The organism is Novosphingobium mississippiense, from assembly GCF_044029535.1.
Classification (GTDB): Bacteria; Pseudomonadota; Alphaproteobacteria; order Sphingomonadales; family Sphingomonadaceae; genus Novosphingobium.
On sequence record NZ_CP147001.1, the window covers coordinates 223,034 to 242,326 of the forward strand.

The 19,293-nt window shown below is 65.0% G+C and carries 23 protein-coding genes; 12 read left to right on the forward strand and 11 right to left on the reverse strand.

Annotation, left to right across the window (positions count from 1 at the left end; translation table 11 throughout):
* Window positions 1–5: 5 nt before the first annotated feature.
* Window positions 6–365 carry a YbaN family protein gene (locus WBP06_RS01035; protein ID WP_395330972.1) on the reverse strand — a complete coding sequence of 120 codons (360 nt, stop codon included), beginning with the start codon at window positions 363–365 and terminating at the stop codon, window positions 6–8.
* Window positions 362–778, reverse strand: coding sequence for a SufE family protein (locus WBP06_RS01040; RefSeq protein ID WP_395330974.1), 417 nt, complete (start codon window positions 776–778; stop codon window positions 362–364). Before WBP06_RS01040 ends, WBP06_RS01035 begins: the two co-directional genes overlap by 4 nt.
* A 78-nt stretch (window positions 779–856) precedes the next feature.
* On the opposite strand from WBP06_RS01040, the gene WBP06_RS01045 reads away from it, so the two are divergent.
* Window positions 857–2,911, forward strand: coding sequence for an NAD(+) synthase (locus WBP06_RS01045; RefSeq protein WP_395330976.1), 2,055 nt, complete (start codon window positions 857–859; stop codon window positions 2,909–2,911).
* A 778-nt stretch (window positions 2,912–3,689) separates the two neighbouring features.
* Here the strand turns inward: WBP06_RS01045 and WBP06_RS01050 are convergent.
* The 8 genes from WBP06_RS01050 to WBP06_RS01085 all read right to left on the reverse strand — a co-directional run bounded on the left by WBP06_RS01050 (window position 3,690) and on the right by WBP06_RS01085 (window position 7,784).
* Window positions 3,690–4,577: a hypothetical protein gene (locus WBP06_RS01050; protein ID WP_395330978.1), complete on the reverse strand. Its 888-nt coding sequence runs from the start codon at window positions 4,575–4,577 to the stop codon at window positions 3,690–3,692.
* Between the two features lie 358 nt (window positions 4,578–4,935).
* A complete protein-coding gene (locus WBP06_RS01055) occupies window positions 4,936–5,175 on the reverse strand; it encodes a hypothetical protein (protein ID WP_395330980.1) in 240 nt (79 codons plus the stop codon).
* Window positions 5,172–5,519 (reverse strand): hypothetical protein, encoded by a 348-nt coding sequence (locus WBP06_RS01060; RefSeq protein WP_395330982.1) that lies wholly within the window; start codon window positions 5,517–5,519, stop codon window positions 5,172–5,174. The genes WBP06_RS01055 and WBP06_RS01060 overlap by 4 nt, the downstream gene beginning before the upstream one ends.
* An 18-nt stretch (window positions 5,520–5,537) precedes the next feature.
* Window positions 5,538–5,825 carry a hypothetical protein gene (locus tag WBP06_RS01065; protein ID WP_395330984.1) on the reverse strand — a complete coding sequence of 96 codons (288 nt, stop codon included), beginning with the start codon at window positions 5,823–5,825 and terminating at the stop codon, window positions 5,538–5,540.
* Window positions 5,822–6,121, reverse strand: coding sequence for a hypothetical protein (locus tag WBP06_RS01070; RefSeq protein ID WP_395330986.1), 300 nt, complete (start codon window positions 6,119–6,121; stop codon window positions 5,822–5,824). Before WBP06_RS01070 ends, WBP06_RS01065 begins: the two co-directional genes overlap by 4 nt.
* 26 nt (window positions 6,122–6,147) lie before the next feature.
* Window positions 6,148–6,579: a PspC domain-containing protein gene (locus WBP06_RS01075; RefSeq protein WP_395330988.1), complete on the reverse strand. Its 432-nt coding sequence runs from the start codon at window positions 6,577–6,579 to the stop codon at window positions 6,148–6,150.
* 117 nt (window positions 6,580–6,696) lie between these two features.
* Window positions 6,697–7,587 carry a phage shock protein PspA gene (gene pspA / locus WBP06_RS01080; RefSeq protein ID WP_395330991.1) on the reverse strand — a complete coding sequence of 297 codons (891 nt, stop codon included), beginning with the start codon at window positions 7,585–7,587 and terminating at the stop codon, window positions 6,697–6,699.
* Entirely contained in the window at window positions 7,584–7,784 is a 201-nt protein-coding gene (locus WBP06_RS01085; RefSeq protein ID WP_395330993.1) for a hypothetical protein, read from the reverse strand. Before WBP06_RS01085 ends, pspA begins: the two co-directional genes overlap by 4 nt.
* A 161-nt stretch (window positions 7,785–7,945) precedes the next feature.
* Here WBP06_RS01085 and pspF point away from each other — a divergent pair, with 161 nt between their 5' ends.
* The 10 genes from pspF (at window position 7,946) to WBP06_RS01135 (ending at window position 18,333) form a co-directional block, all read left to right on the forward strand.
* Window positions 7,946–9,019, forward strand: coding sequence for a phage shock protein operon transcriptional activator (pspF, locus tag WBP06_RS01090; protein ID WP_395330995.1), 1,074 nt, complete (start codon window positions 7,946–7,948; stop codon window positions 9,017–9,019).
* A gap of 276 nt (window positions 9,020–9,295) precedes the next feature.
* The gene (locus tag WBP06_RS01095; protein WP_395330997.1) at window positions 9,296–9,784 is read left to right on the forward strand and encodes a LuxR C-terminal-related transcriptional regulator; all 489 of its coding nucleotides are present in this window, start codon (window positions 9,296–9,298) and stop codon (window positions 9,782–9,784) included.
* Window positions 9,785–9,872: 88 nt separating this feature from the next.
* Window positions 9,873–10,202 (forward strand): hypothetical protein, encoded by a 330-nt coding sequence (locus WBP06_RS01100; protein ID WP_395330999.1) that lies wholly within the window; start codon window positions 9,873–9,875, stop codon window positions 10,200–10,202.
* Entirely contained in the window at window positions 10,199–10,726 is a 528-nt protein-coding gene (locus tag WBP06_RS01105; RefSeq protein ID WP_395331001.1) for a hypothetical protein, read from the forward strand. The genes WBP06_RS01100 and WBP06_RS01105 overlap by 4 nt, the downstream gene beginning before the upstream one ends.
* A 32-nt stretch (window positions 10,727–10,758) precedes the next feature.
* Window positions 10,759–11,085: a JAB domain-containing protein gene (locus WBP06_RS01110; protein ID WP_395331003.1), complete on the forward strand. Its 327-nt coding sequence runs from the start codon at window positions 10,759–10,761 to the stop codon at window positions 11,083–11,085.
* Between the two features lie 569 nt (window positions 11,086–11,654).
* Window positions 11,655–12,215 carry a ribosome maturation protein RimP gene (gene rimP, locus WBP06_RS01115; protein ID WP_395331005.1) on the forward strand — a complete coding sequence of 187 codons (561 nt, stop codon included), beginning with the start codon at window positions 11,655–11,657 and terminating at the stop codon, window positions 12,213–12,215.
* A gap of 3 nt (window positions 12,216–12,218) precedes the next feature.
* On the forward strand, window positions 12,219–13,850 hold the full coding sequence (gene nusA / locus WBP06_RS01120) for a transcription termination factor NusA (RefSeq protein WP_395331007.1): 1,632 nt from the start codon (window positions 12,219–12,221) through the stop codon (window positions 13,848–13,850).
* The gene (locus WBP06_RS01125) at window positions 13,831–14,559 is read left to right on the forward strand and encodes a DUF448 domain-containing protein (protein WP_395331009.1); all 729 of its coding nucleotides are present in this window, start codon (window positions 13,831–13,833) and stop codon (window positions 14,557–14,559) included. The genes nusA and WBP06_RS01125 overlap by 20 nt, the downstream gene beginning before the upstream one ends.
* Before the next feature lie 23 nt (window positions 14,560–14,582).
* Window positions 14,583–17,372 (forward strand): translation initiation factor IF-2, encoded by a 2,790-nt coding sequence (gene infB, locus WBP06_RS01130; RefSeq protein ID WP_395331011.1) that lies wholly within the window; start codon window positions 14,583–14,585, stop codon window positions 17,370–17,372.
* A 427-nt stretch (window positions 17,373–17,799) separates the two neighbouring features.
* Window positions 17,800–18,333 (forward strand): DUF1697 domain-containing protein, encoded by a 534-nt coding sequence (locus tag WBP06_RS01135; protein WP_395331013.1) that lies wholly within the window; start codon window positions 17,800–17,802, stop codon window positions 18,331–18,333.
* Window positions 18,334–18,393: 60 nt separating this feature from the next.
* On the opposite strand, the gene WBP06_RS01140 is transcribed toward WBP06_RS01135, so the two are convergent.
* On the reverse strand, window positions 18,394–18,744 hold the full coding sequence (locus WBP06_RS01140; protein WP_395331015.1) for an RcnB family protein: 351 nt from the start codon (window positions 18,742–18,744) through the stop codon (window positions 18,394–18,396).
* 111 nt (window positions 18,745–18,855) lie between these two features.
* Between WBP06_RS01140 and rbfA the strand changes: the two genes are divergently transcribed.
* Window positions 18,856–19,272 carry a 30S ribosome-binding factor RbfA gene (gene rbfA / locus WBP06_RS01145; protein ID WP_395331017.1) on the forward strand — a complete coding sequence of 139 codons (417 nt, stop codon included), beginning with the start codon at window positions 18,856–18,858 and terminating at the stop codon, window positions 19,270–19,272.
* Window positions 19,273–19,293: the final 21 nt, after the last annotated feature.

Genomic DNA, 19,293 nt, shown 5'->3' on the forward strand with positions numbered 1-19,293 from the left:
GGCGGCTATTCCGCGCGCGTCCAGATCCACGGCCCCACCACCAGCAGCACGCCTGCCGGGATCAGCACCCAGGGCCAGCCCACCGTGAACCAGGTGAACGGCACCGATGCGCTCATCGCCAGAATCGCGGAGACTTTGCCCTTGCGGCTGATCGCGCGCCGATCGCGCCAATCGCGCAAATGCCGGCCGTGGGTGGGGTGGTTATAGAGTCGTTCCGCCCATTCCGGATGGCTCTTGCCGAAGCACCATGCGGCCGCGAGGTAGAACACAACCGTCGGCATCACCGGCAGGAAGATGCCGATCGTGCCCAGCGCCACGAAGAACAGCCCCGCCGCCATCCATGCGTGGCGGCTGAGGTGCTTCACGGCTGCTGCGTGGCGTAGCGGGCGGCCGTCTCGCGGATAAGTGCGATCATGTTCGGCACGCCTTGCGTCCGGTTGGATGAGAGCTGGTTCTTCAGGTCGAACGGCTCCAGCGCGGCGGCGATGTCCGTCTCCGCCACTTCGGCGGCGGCCTTGTCCTGCACGGCGGAGATCACCAGCGAGACGATGCCCTTGGTGATCGCCGCGTTGCTGTCCGCCAGGAAGTGCAGCGTGCCGTCATCGCGCGCCATGGGATAGACCCAGACGCTGGCCGAGCAGCCGCGCACCTTGGTGGCGTCCGTCTTCAGCGCGTCGGGCATCGGATCGAGTTCGGCGCCCAGGCCGATCAGCAGGCGATAGCGTTCATCGCCTTCGGAAAACTCGTATTCTTCGCGGATGTCGTCGAGGCTGCGCATGACCTGCCATTTAAGCGCGACGCGGGGGAGGGCAAGGGGAAGTTGCCTCTCGCTTCCGTTCCTGTCAGGGATTTGCCCATGAGTGCACATCCCTTTTATTCCATGCACGAACACGGCTTCGTGCGCGTCGCCACCTCCACGCCCAAGGTTCGCACCGCCGATGTCGCCTTCAACCGCGATGCCGTGCTGGCAGAGGCGCAGCGCGCGCATGAGGCGCATGTGGACCTGCTGGTCTTCCCCGAACTGTGCATCTCTTCCTACGCGATCGACGATCTGCACCTGCAAGGCGCGATGATCGAGGCGGTGGAGGCTGCCGTGGCGGAGATCGTGCGGGCCAGCGCGGACCTCTCTCCGGTGCTGCTGGTCGGCGCGGCGCTGTCCCGCAAGGGGCGGCTTTACAACTGCGCGCTCGCCATCGCGCATGGGCGGCTGCTGGGCGTCGTGCCCAAGTCCTACCTGCCCAACTACCGCGAGTTCTACGAAAAGCGCTGGTTCGCCAGCGGCAAGACGATCAAGGGTCAGTCCATCCGCGTGAACGGGCAGGACGTGCCGTTCGGCGTCGATCTCGTCTTCGCGTCGGAAGTGCTGCCGAACTTCCGTTTCGCCATCGAGATCTGCGAGGATATCTGGGCCGCCACTCCGCCAAGTTCGCTGGGCGCGCTGGCCGGGGCGACGATCCTGTGCAACCTCTCCGCCTCCAACATCGTGATCGGCAAGTCGGACGAGCGGCACTTGCTCTGCCGCTCGCAGTCCGCCCGCGCGACGGCGGCTTACATCTATTCGGCGGCCGGCCACGGCGAGAGCACGACCGACCTGGCGTGGGACGGGCAGGGCATCGTCTACGAACTGGGCGACCTGCTGGCGGAGAGCGAACGCTTCTCGCTGGAAGCCGAACTGTGCATTGCCGACGTCGATGTCGACCGCATCATGATGGACCGCATGCGCGTGCCCACGTTCAACGATGCGGCGGAAGTGGCGGGTCGGCCCGACGAGACTTTCCGCACCGTGCCGTTCCGCCATGCGCCAGCGGGCGGCGACATCGGCCTGATCCGCCCGGTCTCGCGCTTCCCCTTCGTCCCCTCGCGCGCCGACAAGCTGGATGCCGACTGTTACGAGGCGTTCAACATCCAGGTCGATGGCCTGATGCGCCGGATCGAGGCGACGGGTGCCAAGTCGATGGTGATCGGCATCTCGGGCGGGCTCGATTCGACCCACGCCCTGATCGTCGCCGCGCGCGCCTGCGACCGGCTGGGCCTGCCGCGCACTTTCATTCGCGGCTACACGATGCCCGGTTTCGCCACCAGCGACGGCACCAAGTCCAACGCCTGGACGCTGATGAAGGCGGTGGGCATCACCGCCGAAGAGATCGACATTCGCCCCACCGCGACGACGATGCTCAACGACATCGGCCACGCCTTCTCGAATGGTGAGCCGGTCTACGACGTGACCTTCGAAAACGTGCAGGCGGGCCTGCGCACCGATTACCTGTTCCGCCTTGCCAACCAGCACGACGGCTTCGTGATCGGCACCGGCGACCTTTCCGAACTGGCGCTCGGCTGGTGCACTTATGGCGTTGGCGACCAGATGAGCCACTACACGGTCAATGCCGGCGTTCCCAAGACGCTGATTCAGTACCTGATCCGCTGGTGCGCCACGACCGACCAGTTCGGCGCCGAAACCGAAGAGGTGCTGCTGGCCATCCTCGGCACCGAGATCTCGCCCGAACTCGTGCCCGCCGGAGCGGACGGCGCGATCCAGAGCACCGAGGCGAAGATCGGGCCTTACGAGTTGAACGACTTCTTCCTCCATCACGTCATGCGCTTCGGGCAGAAGCCCTCGAAAGTCGCCTTCCTTGCACTCCATGCCTGGCGCGATGCGGCGGCGGGCAACTGGCCGGCGGGCTTTCCCGAAGACCGCAAGAACGAATACGATCTGGCCACGATCCGTTCGTGGTTGGAGAAGTTCCTGCGCCGCTTCTTCGCCTTCAGCCAGTTCAAGCGATCCGCCGTGCCGAACGGGCCGAAGGTCTCCTCCGGCGGCGCGCTCAGCCCGCGCGGCGACTGGCGCGCGCCGTCCGACGCCAGCGCGGCGGTGTGGCTGGCAGAACTGGAAACCCGCGTACCGGCCCGCTGAAGCGGCGCTTGACACAGTTGACACGGTACAGGCGAAAAACCTGTCACCTTGTGCATGCAAGGTGACGGTTTCGAGCGTGAAAGTGTCACCTTGCAGCGCGCAGTGTCACCTTGTGTCATTGCAAGGTGACACCTGTCTCGGGTGGGGCGGAAAGGCTGGGCATCCGTCATGCAGGCCAATTTACGCGCGTGGACTGCAGTAGGAAAACGGGAAGCCGCTGGTCTGGAGGGAACCGCATTTTAGTGGTTAGATCGGATGGTGCCGTCGCTCGAAAGCGGCCACCAGCAATCCTCAGTTAACCGCCAAACTCATGTTCCAACGCGCGCAATGTTGGGTCGAAGGCGTCCATAGCCTGCCGATGACGCTCATCTCGCTCCGATACTGATCCCAAAAACTTTCGGCAGTCGCTCAAGATAACGAAGTCTGGGTCAGGACCTGTCCGGGCGAAATGCACCGCCTTTAGGTGCTGTATTCGCTTCCCATAACGCTGCTGGAAATCTGCTGCATAACGCTTTCCCCGTTGGGAAGGACAGTCGTGGTGCGCGTCAGCATCTCGGGTCGCGTATTCAAGCCTATATGTCAGATTGGACAAAGTGGGATCGGTTGGAACTTGTCCCGTCGCCGAGCTTGCTAAGAAAATAGTTAAGATGACCCATTTTTTCATTTATTCAGGATGCTCGGCACGCAGTCCTGCGTCAACGTCTTCCCTTGTCATGTCGGCGCTGGAAGTAGCCTATTCGCTTCCCCGCAAATTCGCCATTCTCGCCAAGGTGATGGTCTACGCCTCTTGAATGCCGCGTGCGTGTCGCAGTGCCTGCTCGCGGGAGACTTCGATGATGTGGGCCGAATAGATCCGCCCTTTGCCCATGCCCAGCCGGAACCGCTCGACGCCCGGTGGCACCAATCCTTCGCGAACGTGGCAGAGGGGGTAGTATCGCGGGCGGCCCATGAAATCGAACACGCGCTCGATCGTTTCGAACTTCAGGAATTCGCCGCCGAGATTGAGGTCGCTCAGGTCCTTGATCACGTAGAGCACGGTGAAGATCGTGAAGACCAGCATCCCGCTGAGGAACGAGGACAGCGCGGTGTCCGATTTCAGCGCGAAGATGCTGGTGATCAGGATCGTCGCCAGCAGCAGCAGTGGCAGCCATTGCAGCAGGCTGACGGTGATCGTTCCAGTGACGATGGTTTCGCGCCGCAGGGCGATCGTTTCGCGCAGCGTCGCCACGAAGTTGCGATGCATCGACGTCAGGTTCTGCGAAGTCAGCGGCGGTAGCGTGTCCAGATTGTCGAACAGGCCGAACAGGGAATCGCGGCCGCGCATGGTGAAGCTGAAGTAGTTGGCCCCGTCGAAGCGATCGATCAGGTAGGTGTCGATCAGTTCGGTGGTTCGGGCTGCGAACTCCGGGCCGAACGGTTGCGATAGCCGGTAGAGTTCCATCAGCATCGAACTCTCGCGCGAAAGCAGAGAGCGGATCGCGGTGAAGCGGTTGAGCAGGAAGGCGACGAAGAAGCCCGCCAGAATGCCGAACAGCAGGCTGCTGACATTGCGCAGCGTGGCGATATCCTCGCCATGAGGAGCCCCAAGTGCGGCGGCGCCGGGGAAGGTGAAGGCGGCGATAAGGCTCAGCGCCAGCGCGCCGCCCAGGACGACCAACTTACGCATTGGCCCGACTTCTACCCGTGCCCGTATGCCCATGGCCCGCCTTTGCCCAGCCGAACGTGCGCGGTTCGATGCCGGCACGTTCTTCCTCTCCAGGCACGGAAGGTAATGCAAAATCGCGGCGACGGCGAGTAGGGCGGAGCAGCTGGGGAGCTTGCCGGATCACGGCACCGGTCCAAGTGGGCGACGGCGCGCCACCCCCTTCGTCATCCCCGCGCGGGCGGGGATCCCGCTTTCTTCCTGCTGCATCGCAAAGAACAGCGGGGCCCCCGCCTGCGCGGGGGCGACGGGGTGTTTGGCGATGGGCGGATAGCGAAAAAAAGGGGGGCGGTGCGGAGGAAGGGGCCGTGCGGGCGCCGGATCAGTCGCGCAGCGCCTCGATCTGGCGGGCGAGTTCGGTGCCGCGCTTGTCGTCGGTGGCGATGCGTTCCAGCACGGCGATGCGCTGGCGCAGTTTCTCCACTTCCGCCTCAAGCTCGTGCTCGCGGCTGCCGAAGCCTTCGCCGTCGAAGCCCAGCTTCTCGCCGCGCAGCTTCTGCGCGCGCAGCCAGACGCCGCAGGCGATCGCGAACATGACGACGATGGCAGTCCAGAAGCTCATTGCGTTACCTCGTGCCGGGCCTCATGTCGGGCTTCCCGCAGGCCTTCGATCTGGCGGGCTACATCATAACCCTGGTCGGTGACAATCCGTTCGACGCTGGCAAGCCGGTCCTTGATCGCGCCCACTTCTGCGCGGAGCTGGGCGTTTTCCTGCGTCAGCAGCTGGACGCGGGCCTGCGCCTCGCCATTGTCCTTGGGATAGATGGCCTTGCCCCAGGAATTCTCCAGCGGATAGCCGTTGCGCATGCGCAGCCAGTTGTTGACCACGTAGCCGACCGTGACGACGGCCGTGGCGGAAACGATGATGGGGGCGAGTGCTTCGATCATGACGAAGTCGAGGGCCATGTGCAGACGTCCTTCGGATCAGTTCGCGCGGGGGTCATCGCGCAGCGTTTCGATCTGGCGCGCGGTATCCCATGCACCGTCGGTGACGATGGTTTCCAGCGCGCGCAGGCGGTTTTCCATCTCGGCATTGTGCGTCGCGTACTGCGCGGCCTTTTCGGCGGCGGTTTTCGCGGCGATGCCGGCGGTCAGTTCCAGCTTGCGCTCCAGATAGGCGAGGCGGCGCTTGTAGACGCCGGCCAGGATCGCGACGATGGCGATCATCGCGCCCATCACGGCGGCAAGGCCCATGACATCTCCGAAGCTCACTGGCGGGTTTCCTTCTCCGTCGCGGGTTCTTCCACCGCGCGCTGATCACCCATGCGGACATCGCGCAGGGCCTCGATCTGGAGCGCGGTGTCATATCCGCCATCGGTGATGATGCGTTCCAGCACGCGGACGCGTTCTTCCAGCTCACGCGCGTTGGTCGCGTATTGCGCGGCCTTCTCGGCGGTGGCCTTGATCTGCAGTTCGGCCATCTTGTGCTGGTGGCGCGTCCAGATCGCGATGCCGCCGACGATGAACGGGGCCAGCGGGATGAGGAGGGCGATAGAGCCGTTGTCCATGATGTCTTGTCCCGGTTCTTCGGCGATCAGCGCAGGCTGTCGATTTCGGCGGCGAGGCGCGAGGTGCTGCTGCTCCTGTAGTGTTCTTCCATCTCGGCGACGCGGCGGTCGATGTCCGAAATGTCGGAACGCAGGCGGCTTGAGCGGCGATCGGTGCCGAAGCCGCCCAGGTTCAGGCCCCGGTCCAGCCCACGGCTGTGACGCACCCGGCGCTGTTCCATGCGGCGCAGCAGGCGATCCTCTTCCTCTTCGGAATAGAGGTACATCGGCTTGTCATCCACCAGCCAGGCGATCAGGATGTAAGCGACGATGGTGAAGCCGGCGAGGCCGAAGAACGTCAGCAGGACCGCGGCAAGGCGGACCCACAGCGCGTCGATCCCGGTATAGTCGGCAATCCCCGCGCAGACGCCTTTGATCTTGGCGTTCGACTTGTCGAGATAGAAATGTCCGCGTGACACTGTCGTTTCCTTCCCCTGAAACTGTTGGAGGCGAATGCCTCCGCTCCCGGTCACACGCCCCTTGTCAGGGGCCGGGCGGCGCGCGCATGCCGGGAGGCCAGGCGCGCGCCGACTGGATCAGAACTGGTCGCCTTCCGGGGTCTTGGTTGCCGGGGCCGCTGCGGGGGCGGTGGAGCCCATCGCGCGCTTCATCTCGGCAAGTTCGGCCTCGATCGTGTCGCCATCGGCCAGAGCGGCGATCTCTTCGGCGAGCGTCGGCTGGCGCTTGTCGGCCAGGCTCATCGCCTCGGCACGGCCTTCCGCATAGTCGACGCGGCGTTCGAGCTGTTCGAAGCGCACCAGCGCCTCGTCCACCCGCTCGTTCGACAGCAAGGTGCGCAGTTTGACGCGATTTTCGGCGCTCTGCAAGCGGGCGGCGATGGAGGACTGGCGGCTGCGGGCTTCGCGCAGGCGGCTCTGCAGCTTTTCGATGTCCTCTTCATACGCGCGCAGCGCATCGTCCAGCACGAAGATCTCGGCGTTCAGCTGCTCGCCCATGTCGGCGGCCTTCTTCTTTTCCAGAAGCGCGGCGCGGGCCAGATCCTCGCGGTTCTTGCTGAGCGCCAGCTGGGCCTTGTCGCCCCAGTCGGCCTGCAGCTTGTCCAGCTTGCCGACGTGGCGGCGCAGTTCCTTCTGGTCCGCAATGGTCCGCGCGCTGCTGGTGCGCACTTCCACCAGCGTCTCTTCCATCTCCAGGATGATCAGGCGGATCATCTTGGCCGGGTCTTCGGCCTTGTCGAGCATGTCGTTGAAGTTGGCGGCGATGATGTCGCGGGTGCGGGAGAAGATACCCATCGTGGAAAATCCTTTGGTGCTGGCCGTACCGAAGCTGGAGAACTGGCGGGGGCGCGCCGCGCCTTCGAAGCCCAGGGTGGACGGATCGAAGGGGCGGGCGCGGCCTGCGAAGCCCTGGCCGGTGCCGTTAGCCGAAGTCTGGAGAATTTCGATCTCCGCGTCGAGCCTGCTCATTGCAGATGCGCTCCCGTGCAGACGGGGGCGGCGGCATAGGCCTTGGTCGCGAACTGGTCGCTCATCGCCACCAGGTTCAGCGAGCCCATTGCCAGGATGCTGATGAGGATCGCCCAGTCGAGCTTGCTGCGAACCGGGGCGCCGCCGGCGGAGAGGCCGGAGGCGCTGTTGGCTGCGGGAGCTTCATGGAACGGCATGGCATCGGTCCTTCGGTTGGTCATCGGTGTGATTGACCAATGCTTCGCAAGGGGTGTGCCAAATTGCACAAACGGCGGAATTGCGCGATTTCAGCGGTTTGGGGAAAACACCGTCGAAATATGAATTGCCAATGAATGGGAAATTCTGCTAATATTTGGGAATGGAGCGCGAAGTCCAGTTCATCGGGCAATCGAGTCCCTTTCTTGACGCGGTGGAGCGGGCAAGCCGTGCTGCCGCCGTGCGCCGCCCGGTGCTGGTCATCGGGGAGCGCGGCACCGGCAAGGAACTGATCGCGCAGCGCCTGCACCATCTCTCGCCGCGTTGGGGGGAGCCGCTGATCACGCTCAATTGCGCGGCACTGCCCGAGACGCTGATCGAGGCCGAACTGTTCGGGCACGAGGCGGGGGCGTTCACCGGGGCGGTGCGGGCACGGGCGGGGCGGTTCGAGGAGGCCGATCGCGGCACGCTGTTCCTTGACGAACTCGGCACCCTGTCGATGGCCGCGCAGGAGCGGCTGCTGCGCGTGATCGAATATGGCGAAGTGGCGCGGATCGGTGCCTCGCGCCCGGTGCAGGTGGACGTGCGCATCGTCGGCGCCACCAATGCCGACCTGCCGTGCATGGTGGAGGAAGGCGCCTTCCGTGCCGACCTGCTGGATCGGCTCAGCTTCGAGGTGATCAACCTGCCGCCCCTGCGCGCGCGGGAAGGGGACGTGTTCGAACTGGCCGACTATTATGGCCGGCGCATGGCGACCGAGCTGGAATGGGATCGCTGGCCGGGTTTTTCGGCGGAGGCGATGGCCGCGCTGGAGGCGCACGACTGGCCGGGCAATGTGCGCGAATTGCGCAATGTGGTGGAGCGCGCGGTCTATCGCTGGGGATTCGCCGAGGAGCCGATCGGGCGAATCGTGTTCGATCCGTTCGACTATCCCTGGCGTAAGGCCCCTGCGGTCAAGGCGGCGCCCATGCCTGTACCCGTGCCTGCGGAGCCGGTGGCGGTTGCTCCCGCGCCGGTGCGAGAGGCTGCAGGCTTCGGTGATGCGCTGGCGGGTGGCAGCTTGCGCGCGGCGGTGGATGGGTTCGAGCGCCGGCTGATGATGGAGGCGCTGGAATGCCATCGCTGGAACCAGCGCCGTGCTGCCGCCGCCTTGGGCTTGAGTTATGACCAGCTGCGCCATGCGATGAAGCGGCATCGGCTGTCTGCGGATCAGGTTCCGGAAGAGTCGGCGCGGTGATTCGCGCCGGGGTGATGATGCGAAATGGATCGCTTTTCGGGCTACGCAATCGTTTGCTCAGAAATCTTGGGGCGATCGATTCGAAATATCGTCCTGAAAATGCCGGACCCCAAATGCCGTGAATGTCGACAGTTCGTTGCTCTCGGCTTCAATTTGCCAAGAAATTTTGCTTAAGGGGCTGCTCGCACAGCGGGCTGGTTTGCTATAGTCGTGACCCGCATGTTGTTTTAGAGGGCCGGCGTGTATCACGTGACCGACATTGCACAGGCCAGGGCCATGCTGGACAGCCTGACCGACAAGCAAGTCGAGGTTCTCGACCGTCTTGTGCTGCATCGCACGACCAAGGAGATCGCGCGAGAGCTGGCGATCGCCCCGAATACCGTGGATCAGCGCATCACCGCGGTGCGCGACAAGTGGGGCACGATCAACCGCAAGGACACCGCGCGCCTCTACGGGCGGCTGGTGGAGCTATGTGGCAAACCCCCATATGAGTTTTCCCGTGTCGACGATCGGGCCGAGCCGACGGAAGAAGTCGATCAGGACCTGCCGGTCGATCCGGTCTTCGTTCTCTCGGATGCACGCCCCCTGGTCGGGCATTCGGAATGGGCGGAGATGCGACCGTCGGCAATGGCAGGCCTGGAGGCTTTCGATGCGAAGTTCGGCCGTGCCGGGCGCTTGGTCGCAGTGATCGCCCTGGCATTGATGATGGCGCTGACACTGGCTGCAGCATTGTCCATCGCCGATGCCCTGGGGCGTTTGATCTAGCGGCGCGCCGGTCCGGTTCATCGCTGCGAAGCCTTCGGTCCGCACTCAGCGCATCCCGCAGATCGGGGCGCAACAGGGAATCGAAGCGATGACACCAGAAATTGCCGGCCTGCGCATCACCCGTAGCATCCGTTCGGTGGAAGACGACATGGACGAACTGCTGGCCAAGGCAGGCGAACTGCTGGCGGAAATCGCCCGCGCCCGCGTCGCCACCGAAGAAGCCGCCCGCCTGGTGCACCAGCCGATGGCCCGCGTCGCCAACGTGCAGCGCACGCTGATGGACGCCCGCCTCGAACTGGTGAAGGCGCACCGCGACCTGACCAAGGTTGCCGAGACTATGGACATTCCGATCCGTTGCCCCGATCAGGCTCGCGTGGCCGATGAACCGGCGACGGCGGAGGCGGCCATCGCCGCATGAACCCGATGGAGGGAGCAGGCGTGATCAATACCGAACAGGTGGTGTTCTTCCTGCTCCTGGTCGTCTCGGTCGGGCTGGCGTTGTGGAAGGGCGGTGCCCCCGAAAGGTGGGGCGCCGTCGTGATCCTGGCCATGCTCGGCATCGAAGCCCTGGCCGAAGTCGTCCTTCCCAGTGGTTTCAGACGGGTCGATCCCTTCTCGTTGCTGACCGATTTCGTGGGCACCGTCGGCTTCGGCTGGCTTGCTCTCCAGGCTTTGAGGATCTGGCCGCTATGGGCAACCTCCCTGCAACTGCTGAGCCTGAGCGCACACTTTGCGCGATGGGCGGACCTGGGCATTCCGCCGCTGGTCTACGCAGTGATGCGTGGGACGCCCACGGCCTTTGCGCTGCTGGCGTTGATCTTCGGGACGATACTCCACCTCCGCCGGCAGCGTCGCCATGGCAGCGATCGCTCCTGGCAGGATTGGTCCCGGGATACTGCCGGGTCAGACCCCTTTCGCGCCAGCTTCTCGAGACACTGGTAATCCAGCTGGGCCGTCTTGGCCGCGAGATCCTGGTGGAACTGCCCTTCGACCGCGACGGTCGACTTGCCGGAGAGGCGGTGTGCATCGCCGGCGGCGTCGATTCGATCAGCGGTAGTTACCGGATGCTCGTGCAGCGCGCGCTGGAGCGTGACGCGGTGGGCATCGTGCTTGCGCATAACCATCCTTCCGGCAGCCACCGGCCCAGCAGGGCCGATGTGCTCGCGACCAGGCAACTGGCGGCGGTGTGCCGGGCGGTAGACCTCGAATTGTTCGACCATCTGGTGATCGGCGGGCGCAGCGTTGCAAGCATGCGCCATGCCGGACTGATCGCGGGGACGGCACAAGCCCAGCCTGCCTGATCGGTCCGTTCGCATCACCGACGACGAGGTTCGGCGGCACTCCCTCCGCTGTCGAACGCAGGCCGGGTGGGCCCCACCCCCCCCACACTATCCCGCCCGGCCTGCACTGTTTTTTGTCGGGCTCACGCCCGGTGCGGTGCGGGCTTACGCCCGCACCTGCGGCACCAGCCCGAGTCTTTGTCGGGTGCGCCTTCGACATCCGTCGAAGGCTTGCGGCACCAGCCCACTCCCCCACCCGACCGCCCACGAGTGTATCCTGATGGGTGGTCGGGTGGGGGAGTGGGCTGGTGCCGCTTCCGGACGTCAGTCCGGATAAAAGGACTCTCCTGCGAGCGTTCGGTAGAGCAACAGACCAAATATTCGTCGTCATGCATATTCGTGCGGCAGGCGGTTCGAGCACCATCGAACTCTCGCGCGGGACCCCTTGCCTTTTTCCGGCAATGCGCTTATCTGCGCCTCATCCCGACATTGGTGAAACAAGGTTCGGGCTGGCGCCGGAAGGGGCCGGCGCGAAACTGCGTTGCCCTGGTGGCCGGTTGCACAGAACGAATCGATACGGAGAACACGGCTTGGCCGACATCGCACGCCTTACTGAAGTCATCGAACCGGAGGTCAACGCCCTCGGCTTCGATCTCGTGCGCGTGCGGGTTTTCGGCAAGAGCGAAGTGGGCGACGATGAGATCGCCTTGCAGATCATGGCCGAGAATCCGGCAACGGGTCAGCTCGTGATCGAAGAGTGCGTGAAGCTGTCGCACCGCATTTCCGACCGTATGGATGCGCTGGAAGAAGCCGGTGAAACGCTGATCGAGGAGGCCTATCGCCTCGAAGTCAGCTCGCCCGGCATCGATCGTCCGCTTACCCGCCCGAAGGACTATGCCAACTGGGCCGGGCACGAGGTCAAGGTGAACCTGACCGCGCCGGTTGACGGCAATCGCAAGGGTCTGACCGGCGAACTCGTCGGTATCGATGGCGACCAGGTCACCGTCGATGACAAGAAGTCCGGCCGGGTGACTTTCCCGCTCGGCGACATTCATTCCGCAAGGCTGGTCCTCACGGACAAGCTGATCGCCGCAACCCGCCCGCTGGATGTCAGCGGGGCCGACGAGATCGTCGAGGAACAGGAAGACTAAGCCATGGCCAGTGCGATTTCCGCCAACCGCGCCGAGCTGCTTGCAATCGCGAATTCCGTCGCTTCGGAGAAGATGATCGACAAGTCGATCGTCATCGAGGCGATGGAGGAAGCCATCCAGAAGTCGGCCCGTAACCGTTACGGCGCCGAGAACGACATTCGCGCGAAGCTCGATCCGCGGACCGGCGACCTGCGCCTGTGGCGCGTCGTCGAGGTGGTCGAGCATGTCGAGGACTACTTCAAGCAGGTTGATCTCAAGCAGGCCGAAAAGCTGCAGAAGGGCGCCGCGATCGGCGACTTCATCGTCGACCCGCTGCCCCCGGTGGACCTCGGCCGCATCGATGCGCAGTCGGCCAAGCAGGTGATCTTCCAGAAGGTCCGCGATGCCGAGCGTGACCGCCAGTACGAAGAATTCAAGGACCGCGTGGGTGAGATCATCACCGGCGTGATCAAGTCGGTCGAATTCGGCCACGTGATCGTCAACCTCGGCCGCGCCGAGGGCGTGATCCGCCGTGACCAGCAGATCCCCCGCGAAGCCGCCCGCGTCGGCGAGCGCGTGCGTGCGCTGGTCCTGCGTGTCGAGCGCCAGAACCGCGGCCCGCAGATCTTCCTTTCCCGCGCCCATCCGGACTTCATGAAGAAGCTGTTCGCGCAGGAAGTGCCCGAAATCTACGACGGCGTGATCGAGATCAAGGCCGCTGCCCGCGATCCGGGTTCGCGTGCGAAGATCGGCGTGATCAGCCACGATCACTCGATCGACCCGGTCGGCGCCTGCGTCGGCATGAAGGGCAGCCGCGTTCAGGCCGTCGTGCAGGAAATGCAGGGCGAGAAGATCGACATCATCCCCTGGAGCGACGACACCGCGACCTTCGTGGTCAACGCGCTGCAGCCCGCGACCGTCAGCCGCGTCGTCATCGACGAGGAAGAGAGCCGCATCGAAGTCGTGGTGCCCGATGACCAGCTGTCGCTGGCGATCGGCCGCCGCGGCCAGAACGTGCGCCTTGCCTCGCAGCTGACCGGCTCGCAGATCGACATCATGACCGAGGCCGAGGCTTCGGAGAAGCGCCAGAAGGAATTCACCGAGCGCTCGAAGATGTTCGAGGAAGAGCTGGACGTCGACGAGACGCTTTCGCAGCTGCTGGTGGCCGAAGGCTTCAGCGAGCTGGAGGAAGTGGCCTACATCGATCTGGCCGAACTGGCCGCGATCGAAGGCTTCGACGAGGAACTGGGTGAAGAACTCCAGAGCCGCGCCCAGGAAGCGCTTGAGCGCCGCGAGGAGGCGAGCCGCGAGGAACGCCGCGGACTGGGCGTCGAGGACGCGCTGGCCGACCTGCCGCACCTGACCGAAGCCATGCTGGTCGTGCTCGGCAAGGCGGGCATCAAGACGCTCGACGATCTGGCGGACCTTGCCACCGACGAGCTGATCGCCAAGAAGCGCACCGAACAGCGCCGCCGCGACGGTTCGGTCAACAAGCGCGCCCGCGACGAGGACAAGGGCGGCGTGCTTGGCGAATACGGCCTGAACGAAGAACAGGGCAACGAGATCATCATGGCCGCCCGTGCCCACTGGTTCGAAGACGAACCGGAAGCAGGCCATCAAGCTGAGGAGGCCGCCGATGCGGAATCCTCGCAATGAGCGCGTAAGCTCCGACATCGACGGCTCCGGCCCGGAGAGGACCTGCATCCTCTCCGGCAAGGTCGGTGCGCGTGAAGACTTCATCCGTCTGGCGATCTCGCCGGACGGATTGGTCCTTCCCGACGTCCACGCGCGTGCCCCCGGGCGCGGCGCGTGGATCGGCGTTTCACGCGAGACCCTTGAAAATGCCCTGGTGAAGGGCAAATTAAAGGGAGCGATGGCGCGCGCCTATAAGGGCGCACAACTTACCATTCCCGAAGACCTGGCAGACAGGATCGAACAGGCGCTGATTCGCGCGCTGACCGACCGGCTGGGCCTCGAACTGAAATCGGGCAGGTTGCTCATGGGCTCGGACCGCATAGCGCAGAACGCGCGTGAGGGCCGGGTCACGTGGCTTGCCCATTCCGCCGATGCGAGCGAAGACGGCTCGCGCAAGCTCGACCAGGCCTGGAGAGTCGGGAGCGAGGCGGAAGGAAGCGGTCTCAAGGGCACACGCTTGCCACTGGACCGGGAGACGCTGTCTGTGGCATTGGGCCGCGACAACGTCGTTCACCTGGCGCTCAACGATCGCGGCTCGGCCAACCGAGTCGCGGCGCAGTTGCAGCGCCTCCTGCATTTCCAGGGGCAACCCCACGCCGATCAGGCCGGGGGTGGTATGGATGATCGCGACGGGCCGGCACCTGCTGCCGCGCCCGCGACGACGAATTGAGACCGAAGGGCAAAACGAGAGATATGAGCGAGACCGACAACAAACCGACCCTGGGCCGCAAGCCGCTTGGGCTGAAGCGCTCGGTGGAGACGGGTGAGGTCAAGCAGACCTTCAGCCACGGCCGCACCAACAAGGTGGTGGTCGAGGTGAAGCGTAAGAAGCTGATCGGCAAGCCCGGGTCCGAAGGCGCCGAAGGCGCGCACGAGCAGGCCGCTCCGGCGCCGCAGGCTGCCGCGCCTGCACCGCAGGCCGCCGCGCCCGCGCCGCAGAGGGCTGCGCCGCCGCCGCCCAAGCCGACGATCATCCCCGGCGAAACCCCGCAGGAGCGCGTTGCCCGCCTTCAGCGCGAGGCTGAGGCTGCCCGCTTCGCCGCGCTTGAGGAAGCCAACCGTCGCGAGCAGGAAGAGAAGCTGCGCGCGATCGAGGACGAAAAGCGCCGCGCCGAAGACAATCGTGCCCAGGAAAGCAAGCGGGCCGAAGAGGAAGCTGCCAAGGCCCGCGCGGCCGAGGAAGCTGCCAGCGTGCAGGTCGAGGCCGAACCCGCTCCGGCACAGGCCCCCGCTTCGGCACAGGCGCCTGCTTCGGCGCCTGCCGCCGAACCCGAAGCTGCTCCGGCTGCCGCGCCCGTCGCGGCCGAGCCTGCTGCTGCGGAACCGGCTGCCGCACCGGTCGCCAAGGCTCCCGCCGCTGCTGCTCCGGCTGTTGCCGCGCCGGCCCCTGCGCCGCGCCGCTTCACCCCGGTTCAGCGCCCCGAGCCGGTGCGCCGTCCGGAAGCCGCCGCCGGCAACACCACCACCGGTGCTGCCACCGCTTCGTCCAGCGCCCCCAAGGCTCCGGCCGGTTTGAAGAAGAGCGCGGCGCCGCCGCCGGCGCGTCCCAATGCCGATCGCGACCGCAAGGGCGGCGATCGTCGCCAGTCGGGCAAGCTCACGGTCAACCGTGCGCTGAACGACGACGAGGGCGCACGCGCCCGTTCGCTCGCCGCGCTGAAGCGCGCTCGCGAGAAGGAACGTCGTGCCCACTTCGGCGGCCAGTCGCAGCAGCGTGAGAAGCAGGTCCGCGACGTGGTCGTCCCCGAGGCGATCACCGTGCAGGAACTGGCGAACCGCATGGCCGAAAAGGGCGCCGACCTGGTGAAGGCGATGTTCAAGATGGGCATGATGGTCACCGTCAACCAGACGATCGACCAGGATACCGCGGAACTGCTCGTCACCGAATTCGGCCACAACATCCAGCGCGTGTCGGAAAGCGATGTCGACATCGATACCTCGACCGACGTCGATGCACCCGAAACGCTGAAGCCGCGTCCCCCGGTCGTCGCCATCATGGGCCACGTCGACCACGGCAAGACCTCGCTGCTCGATGCCCTGCGCGGCACCGACGTGGTGAAGGGCGAAGCCGGCGGTATCACGCAGCACATGGGCGCGTACCAGATCAAGACGAAGGGCGGCGATCTCGTCACCTTCCTCGATACGCCGGGCCACGCCGCCTTCACGCAGATGCGTATGCGCGGTGCCAACGTGACCGACATCGTGATCCTGGTGGTCGCCGCCGACGACGGCATCATGCCGCAGACGATCGAGGCCATCAATCACACCAAGGCCGCCGGCGTGCCGATGATCGTGGCGATCAACAAGATCGACAAGCACGAAGCCAACGCCCAGCGCGTTCGCGAGCGTCTGCTTGAGCACGAGATCGTCGTCGAGGCGATGTCGGGCGACGTGCAGGACGTGGAAGTTTCGGCCAAGACCGGTGCCGGTCTGGACGAGCTGATCGAGAAGATCCTGCTCCAGGCCGAACTGATGGAACTGCGCGCCAACCCCGACCGCGAGGCCGAGGCGACCGTGATCGAAGCCAAGCTCGACAAGGGCAAGGGCCCGCTGGCGACCGTCCTGGTCAACCGCGGCACCCTGAAGGTGGGCGACATCCTGGTCGTCGGCACCGAAAGCGGCCGCGTGCGCGCCATGCTGGACGACAAGGGCCGCCAGGTGAAGGCGGCGCCGCCGTCGATGCCGGTGGAAGTGCTGGGTATCGGCGGCGTGCCGATGGCCGGTGACAAGCTGACCGTCGTCGAAAGCGAGCAGCGTGCCCGCGAGGTTTCGTCCTATCGTCAGGAACAGGCGACCGCCAAGCGCACCGCGACGGCGCCCGCCAGCATCGACACGATGTTCTCGGCCCTGGCCGCCAAGCAGACCGTCATCGAGTATCCGATCGTGGTCAAGGCGGACGTGCAGGGTTCGGTGGAAGCGATCAACACCGCGCTCCACGCCCTGTCGAACGACGAGATCAAGGTTCGCATCCTGCAGTCGGGCGTCGGTGCCATCACCGAGACCGACGTGGCCCTGGCTTCCGCCTCGGGCGCGCCGATCGTCGGCTTCAACGTCCGCCCGAACGCCAAGGCGCGCGAGCAGATCGCGAAGACCAAGACGCCGATGATGTACTATGACGTCATCTACGAGCTGACCGCCGAGGTCGCGAAGCAGATGGCCGGCATCTGGGGCCCCGAGCGGATCGAAACCGTCGTCGGCCGCGCCGAGGTCAAGCAGGTCTTCCCGGCCGGCAAGCGCGACAAGGCCGCCGGTCTGCTGGTGGTCGAAGGCTTCATCCGCAAGGGCCTCAGCGCTCGTCTTACCCGCAACGACGTCATCGTTTCGGCCACGACGATCTCCTCGCTGCGTCGCTTCAAGGATGACGTGGACGAAGTGCGCGCCGGTCTGGAATGCGGCGTGGTGCTGGCCGACACGAACGACATCAAGGCGGGCGACCACCTGGAAGTCTTCGAAGTCAGCCACCGCGAGCGTACGCTGGGCTAAGACGCGGTTTTTGCCGGGTCATGCCTGTTTCACGCGGGCGTCGATCCGGGAAGCCGGGATGGAAAGACGGACGGCCATCGTCGGGCGGAATGCCCGGCGGTGGCCGTCGGCCTGCCGGGCGGTCGAAATGGTGGAGTGCGGGCTTGAATGCCTTCACCGACCAGGCGACCGAACGCGCGGGATGCGGTTGTCTTTCGGCGATGGCGTCTCTTTGCCTTGCCGGATTTTGCGTCTTTAGCGCTTGGCGTTAGCGACACGGCCAGATGGGGGGAATGGTGGGGGCGGAACCTGGTGAGGACGCAAAGCGGCAGTCGGGGGACGCCGCACTGACGAAGGGTTGCCTTGGTGACCTGATTTTCGATGCGATCGGCTGCTTCTGGATTCTTGGCGGCCTGATGCTGCTGCCCGTGGGGATAATGGTGATCCGATGACCCGATACTGCGCCTTTTTCGAATCGCTGACCGTTCGCGGCGATCGCCTGTCGATGGCGGACTTGCGCTATGCTTTCGAGCGTGAGGAGCTGGAGAATGCCGAAACGGTGATCTCCAGCGGCAACGTCCTGTTCGATTACGAGGAACGGCCGAGCGAGGGGCTGGAGGATCTGCTGGCCTACCTGATGCGCGATCGCTTCGACCTGAAGGCCTTCGTGGCCGTGCGCACGCGTGAGGAAATTCGCGCGGCGGTGGAGGAAAACCCCTTCGCGGGCGAGAGTGGAGACAGCTTCGTCCACACCATGCTGCTGGAAAAGCAGCCGACACAGGCCCAGTTCGACCGGCTCGTGGCCGATCACGGCACGCTGGGGGAAGAACGTCTGGCGCTGGGCGCACGGTGCCTGTTCGTCGACTATGCCCGACCGCCCGCGGAAAGCCTGCTGACGGGGGAGTTCATCGCCAAACGGCTGGGCTGCCGGGGTACGGTGCGCAATGTGCGTTCGCTGGCGCGCATCCTGACCAAGATGTGAAAAAGGGCGGCGTTCCGCCAAGCACGCCGCCCTTTTTCGAATTTCAGGTCCGCTGAGCGATCAGTGGAACATGTTCATGGTCACGGCGGCAACGATGCCGCTGGTGATGCCGACCAGCAGCAGGTCACTGCCCGAACGCACGTAGTGATAGCCGCGCGGCGGCGCCTTCACGTTGCGATACTTGCGATAGTCGACCGTCTGGTAGTTCGTCGCGCGGCTGCGGTCGAACTTCTCACCCTTCTGAAAGCGATGCGGTGCAGGGGCCGGCTTCCTGGAAGGGCCGTGATTCTGCGTGGAGTGTCCCTGCTGCGGATAGCCGCTTTGCGAATGGCCCGGTTGGGCCATTGCCGGCGCGGCAAGGCCAGGCACCAGAAGTGCGGCGGTGAGCAGGGTGGCGGTGAACTTGCGCATTCTTTCAGCTCCTTGAAGCATGGGGGGAACCCCGCCTTAACCAGCGCGCCGATGAACGGTGCCATAATCAATTGTTGCAAATTGTCGCGCGTGGCCCACATGGGGATCATCATGTCCCGCCAGCAGACCACTCCCGAGCAGCATTCCGTCCGCCTTCTCAAGGTGGGTGAGCAGGTGCGCCACGTCATTTCCGAAATTCTCACGCGCCAGCAGGTGCACGATGCCACGCTGTCCGGCCATTCGGTGTCGGTCACCGAAGTGCGCATGTCGCCCGACCTGCGCCAGGCCACGGTCTATGTGAAGCCGCTGCTGGGTGAGGATGAGGAGGCAGTGCTGAAGGCGCTGCGCACCAACACCGCGTTCTTCCAGCGCGAGGTGGCCCAGCGGCTGAAGCTTCGGTTCGCGGCCAAGATCCGCTTCCGTTCGGACGAAACGTTCGACGAGGCAAGCCGGATCGACGCGTTGCTGAACGACCCGCGCGTGAAGCGCGATATCGATGGGCTGGACGAGGAGCCAGCGGGCGACTGAGCCCGCCAGCCCACTTCCGAG

Excerpts from the sequence above, each read along its gene's own strand:
- WBP06_RS01125 (WP_395331009.1), top strand. The coding sequence starts at position 13,831 with ATGCGGAATCCTCGCAATGAGCGCGTAAGCTCCGACATCGACGGCTCC.
- WBP06_RS01060 (WP_395330982.1), bottom strand. The coding sequence starts at position 5,519 with ATGGCCCTCGACTTCGTCATGATCGAAGCACTCGCCCCCATCATCGTT.
- infB (WP_395331011.1), top strand. The coding sequence starts at position 14,583 with ATGAGCGAGACCGACAACAAACCGACCCTGGGCCGCAAGCCGCTTGGG.
- WBP06_RS01055 (WP_395330980.1), bottom strand. The coding sequence starts at position 5,175 with ATGAGCTTCTGGACTGCCATCGTCGTCATGTTCGCGATCGCCTGCGGC.
- WBP06_RS01105 (WP_395331001.1), top strand. The coding sequence starts at position 10,199 with ATGAACCCGATGGAGGGAGCAGGCGTGATCAATACCGAACAGGTGGTG.
- rbfA (WP_395331017.1), top strand. The coding sequence starts at position 18,856 with ATGTCCCGCCAGCAGACCACTCCCGAGCAGCATTCCGTCCGCCTTCTC.
- WBP06_RS01040 (WP_395330974.1), bottom strand. The coding sequence starts at position 778 with ATGCGCAGCCTCGACGACATCCGCGAAGAATACGAGTTTTCCGAAGGC.
- WBP06_RS01140 (WP_395331015.1), bottom strand. The coding sequence starts at position 18,744 with ATGCGCAAGTTCACCGCCACCCTGCTCACCGCCGCACTTCTGGTGCCT.
- WBP06_RS01135 (WP_395331013.1), top strand. The coding sequence starts at position 17,800 with ATGACCCGATACTGCGCCTTTTTCGAATCGCTGACCGTTCGCGGCGAT.
- pspF (WP_395330995.1), top strand. The coding sequence starts at position 7,946 with ATGGAGCGCGAAGTCCAGTTCATCGGGCAATCGAGTCCCTTTCTTGAC.
- WBP06_RS01045 (WP_395330976.1), top strand. The coding sequence starts at position 857 with ATGAGTGCACATCCCTTTTATTCCATGCACGAACACGGCTTCGTGCGC.
- WBP06_RS01085 (WP_395330993.1), bottom strand. The coding sequence starts at position 7,784 with ATGCCGTTCCATGAAGCTCCCGCAGCCAACAGCGCCTCCGGCCTCTCC.
- pspA (WP_395330991.1), bottom strand. The coding sequence starts at position 7,587 with ATGAGCAGGCTCGACGCGGAGATCGAAATTCTCCAGACTTCGGCTAAC.
- WBP06_RS01100 (WP_395330999.1), top strand. The coding sequence starts at position 9,873 with ATGACACCAGAAATTGCCGGCCTGCGCATCACCCGTAGCATCCGTTCG.
- nusA (WP_395331007.1), top strand. The coding sequence starts at position 12,219 with ATGGCCAGTGCGATTTCCGCCAACCGCGCCGAGCTGCTTGCAATCGCG.
- WBP06_RS01070 (WP_395330986.1), bottom strand. The coding sequence starts at position 6,121 with ATGGACAACGGCTCTATCGCCCTCCTCATCCCGCTGGCCCCGTTCATC.
- WBP06_RS01050 (WP_395330978.1), bottom strand. The coding sequence starts at position 4,577 with ATGCGTAAGTTGGTCGTCCTGGGCGGCGCGCTGGCGCTGAGCCTTATC.
- WBP06_RS01095 (WP_395330997.1), top strand. The coding sequence starts at position 9,296 with ATGCTGGACAGCCTGACCGACAAGCAAGTCGAGGTTCTCGACCGTCTT.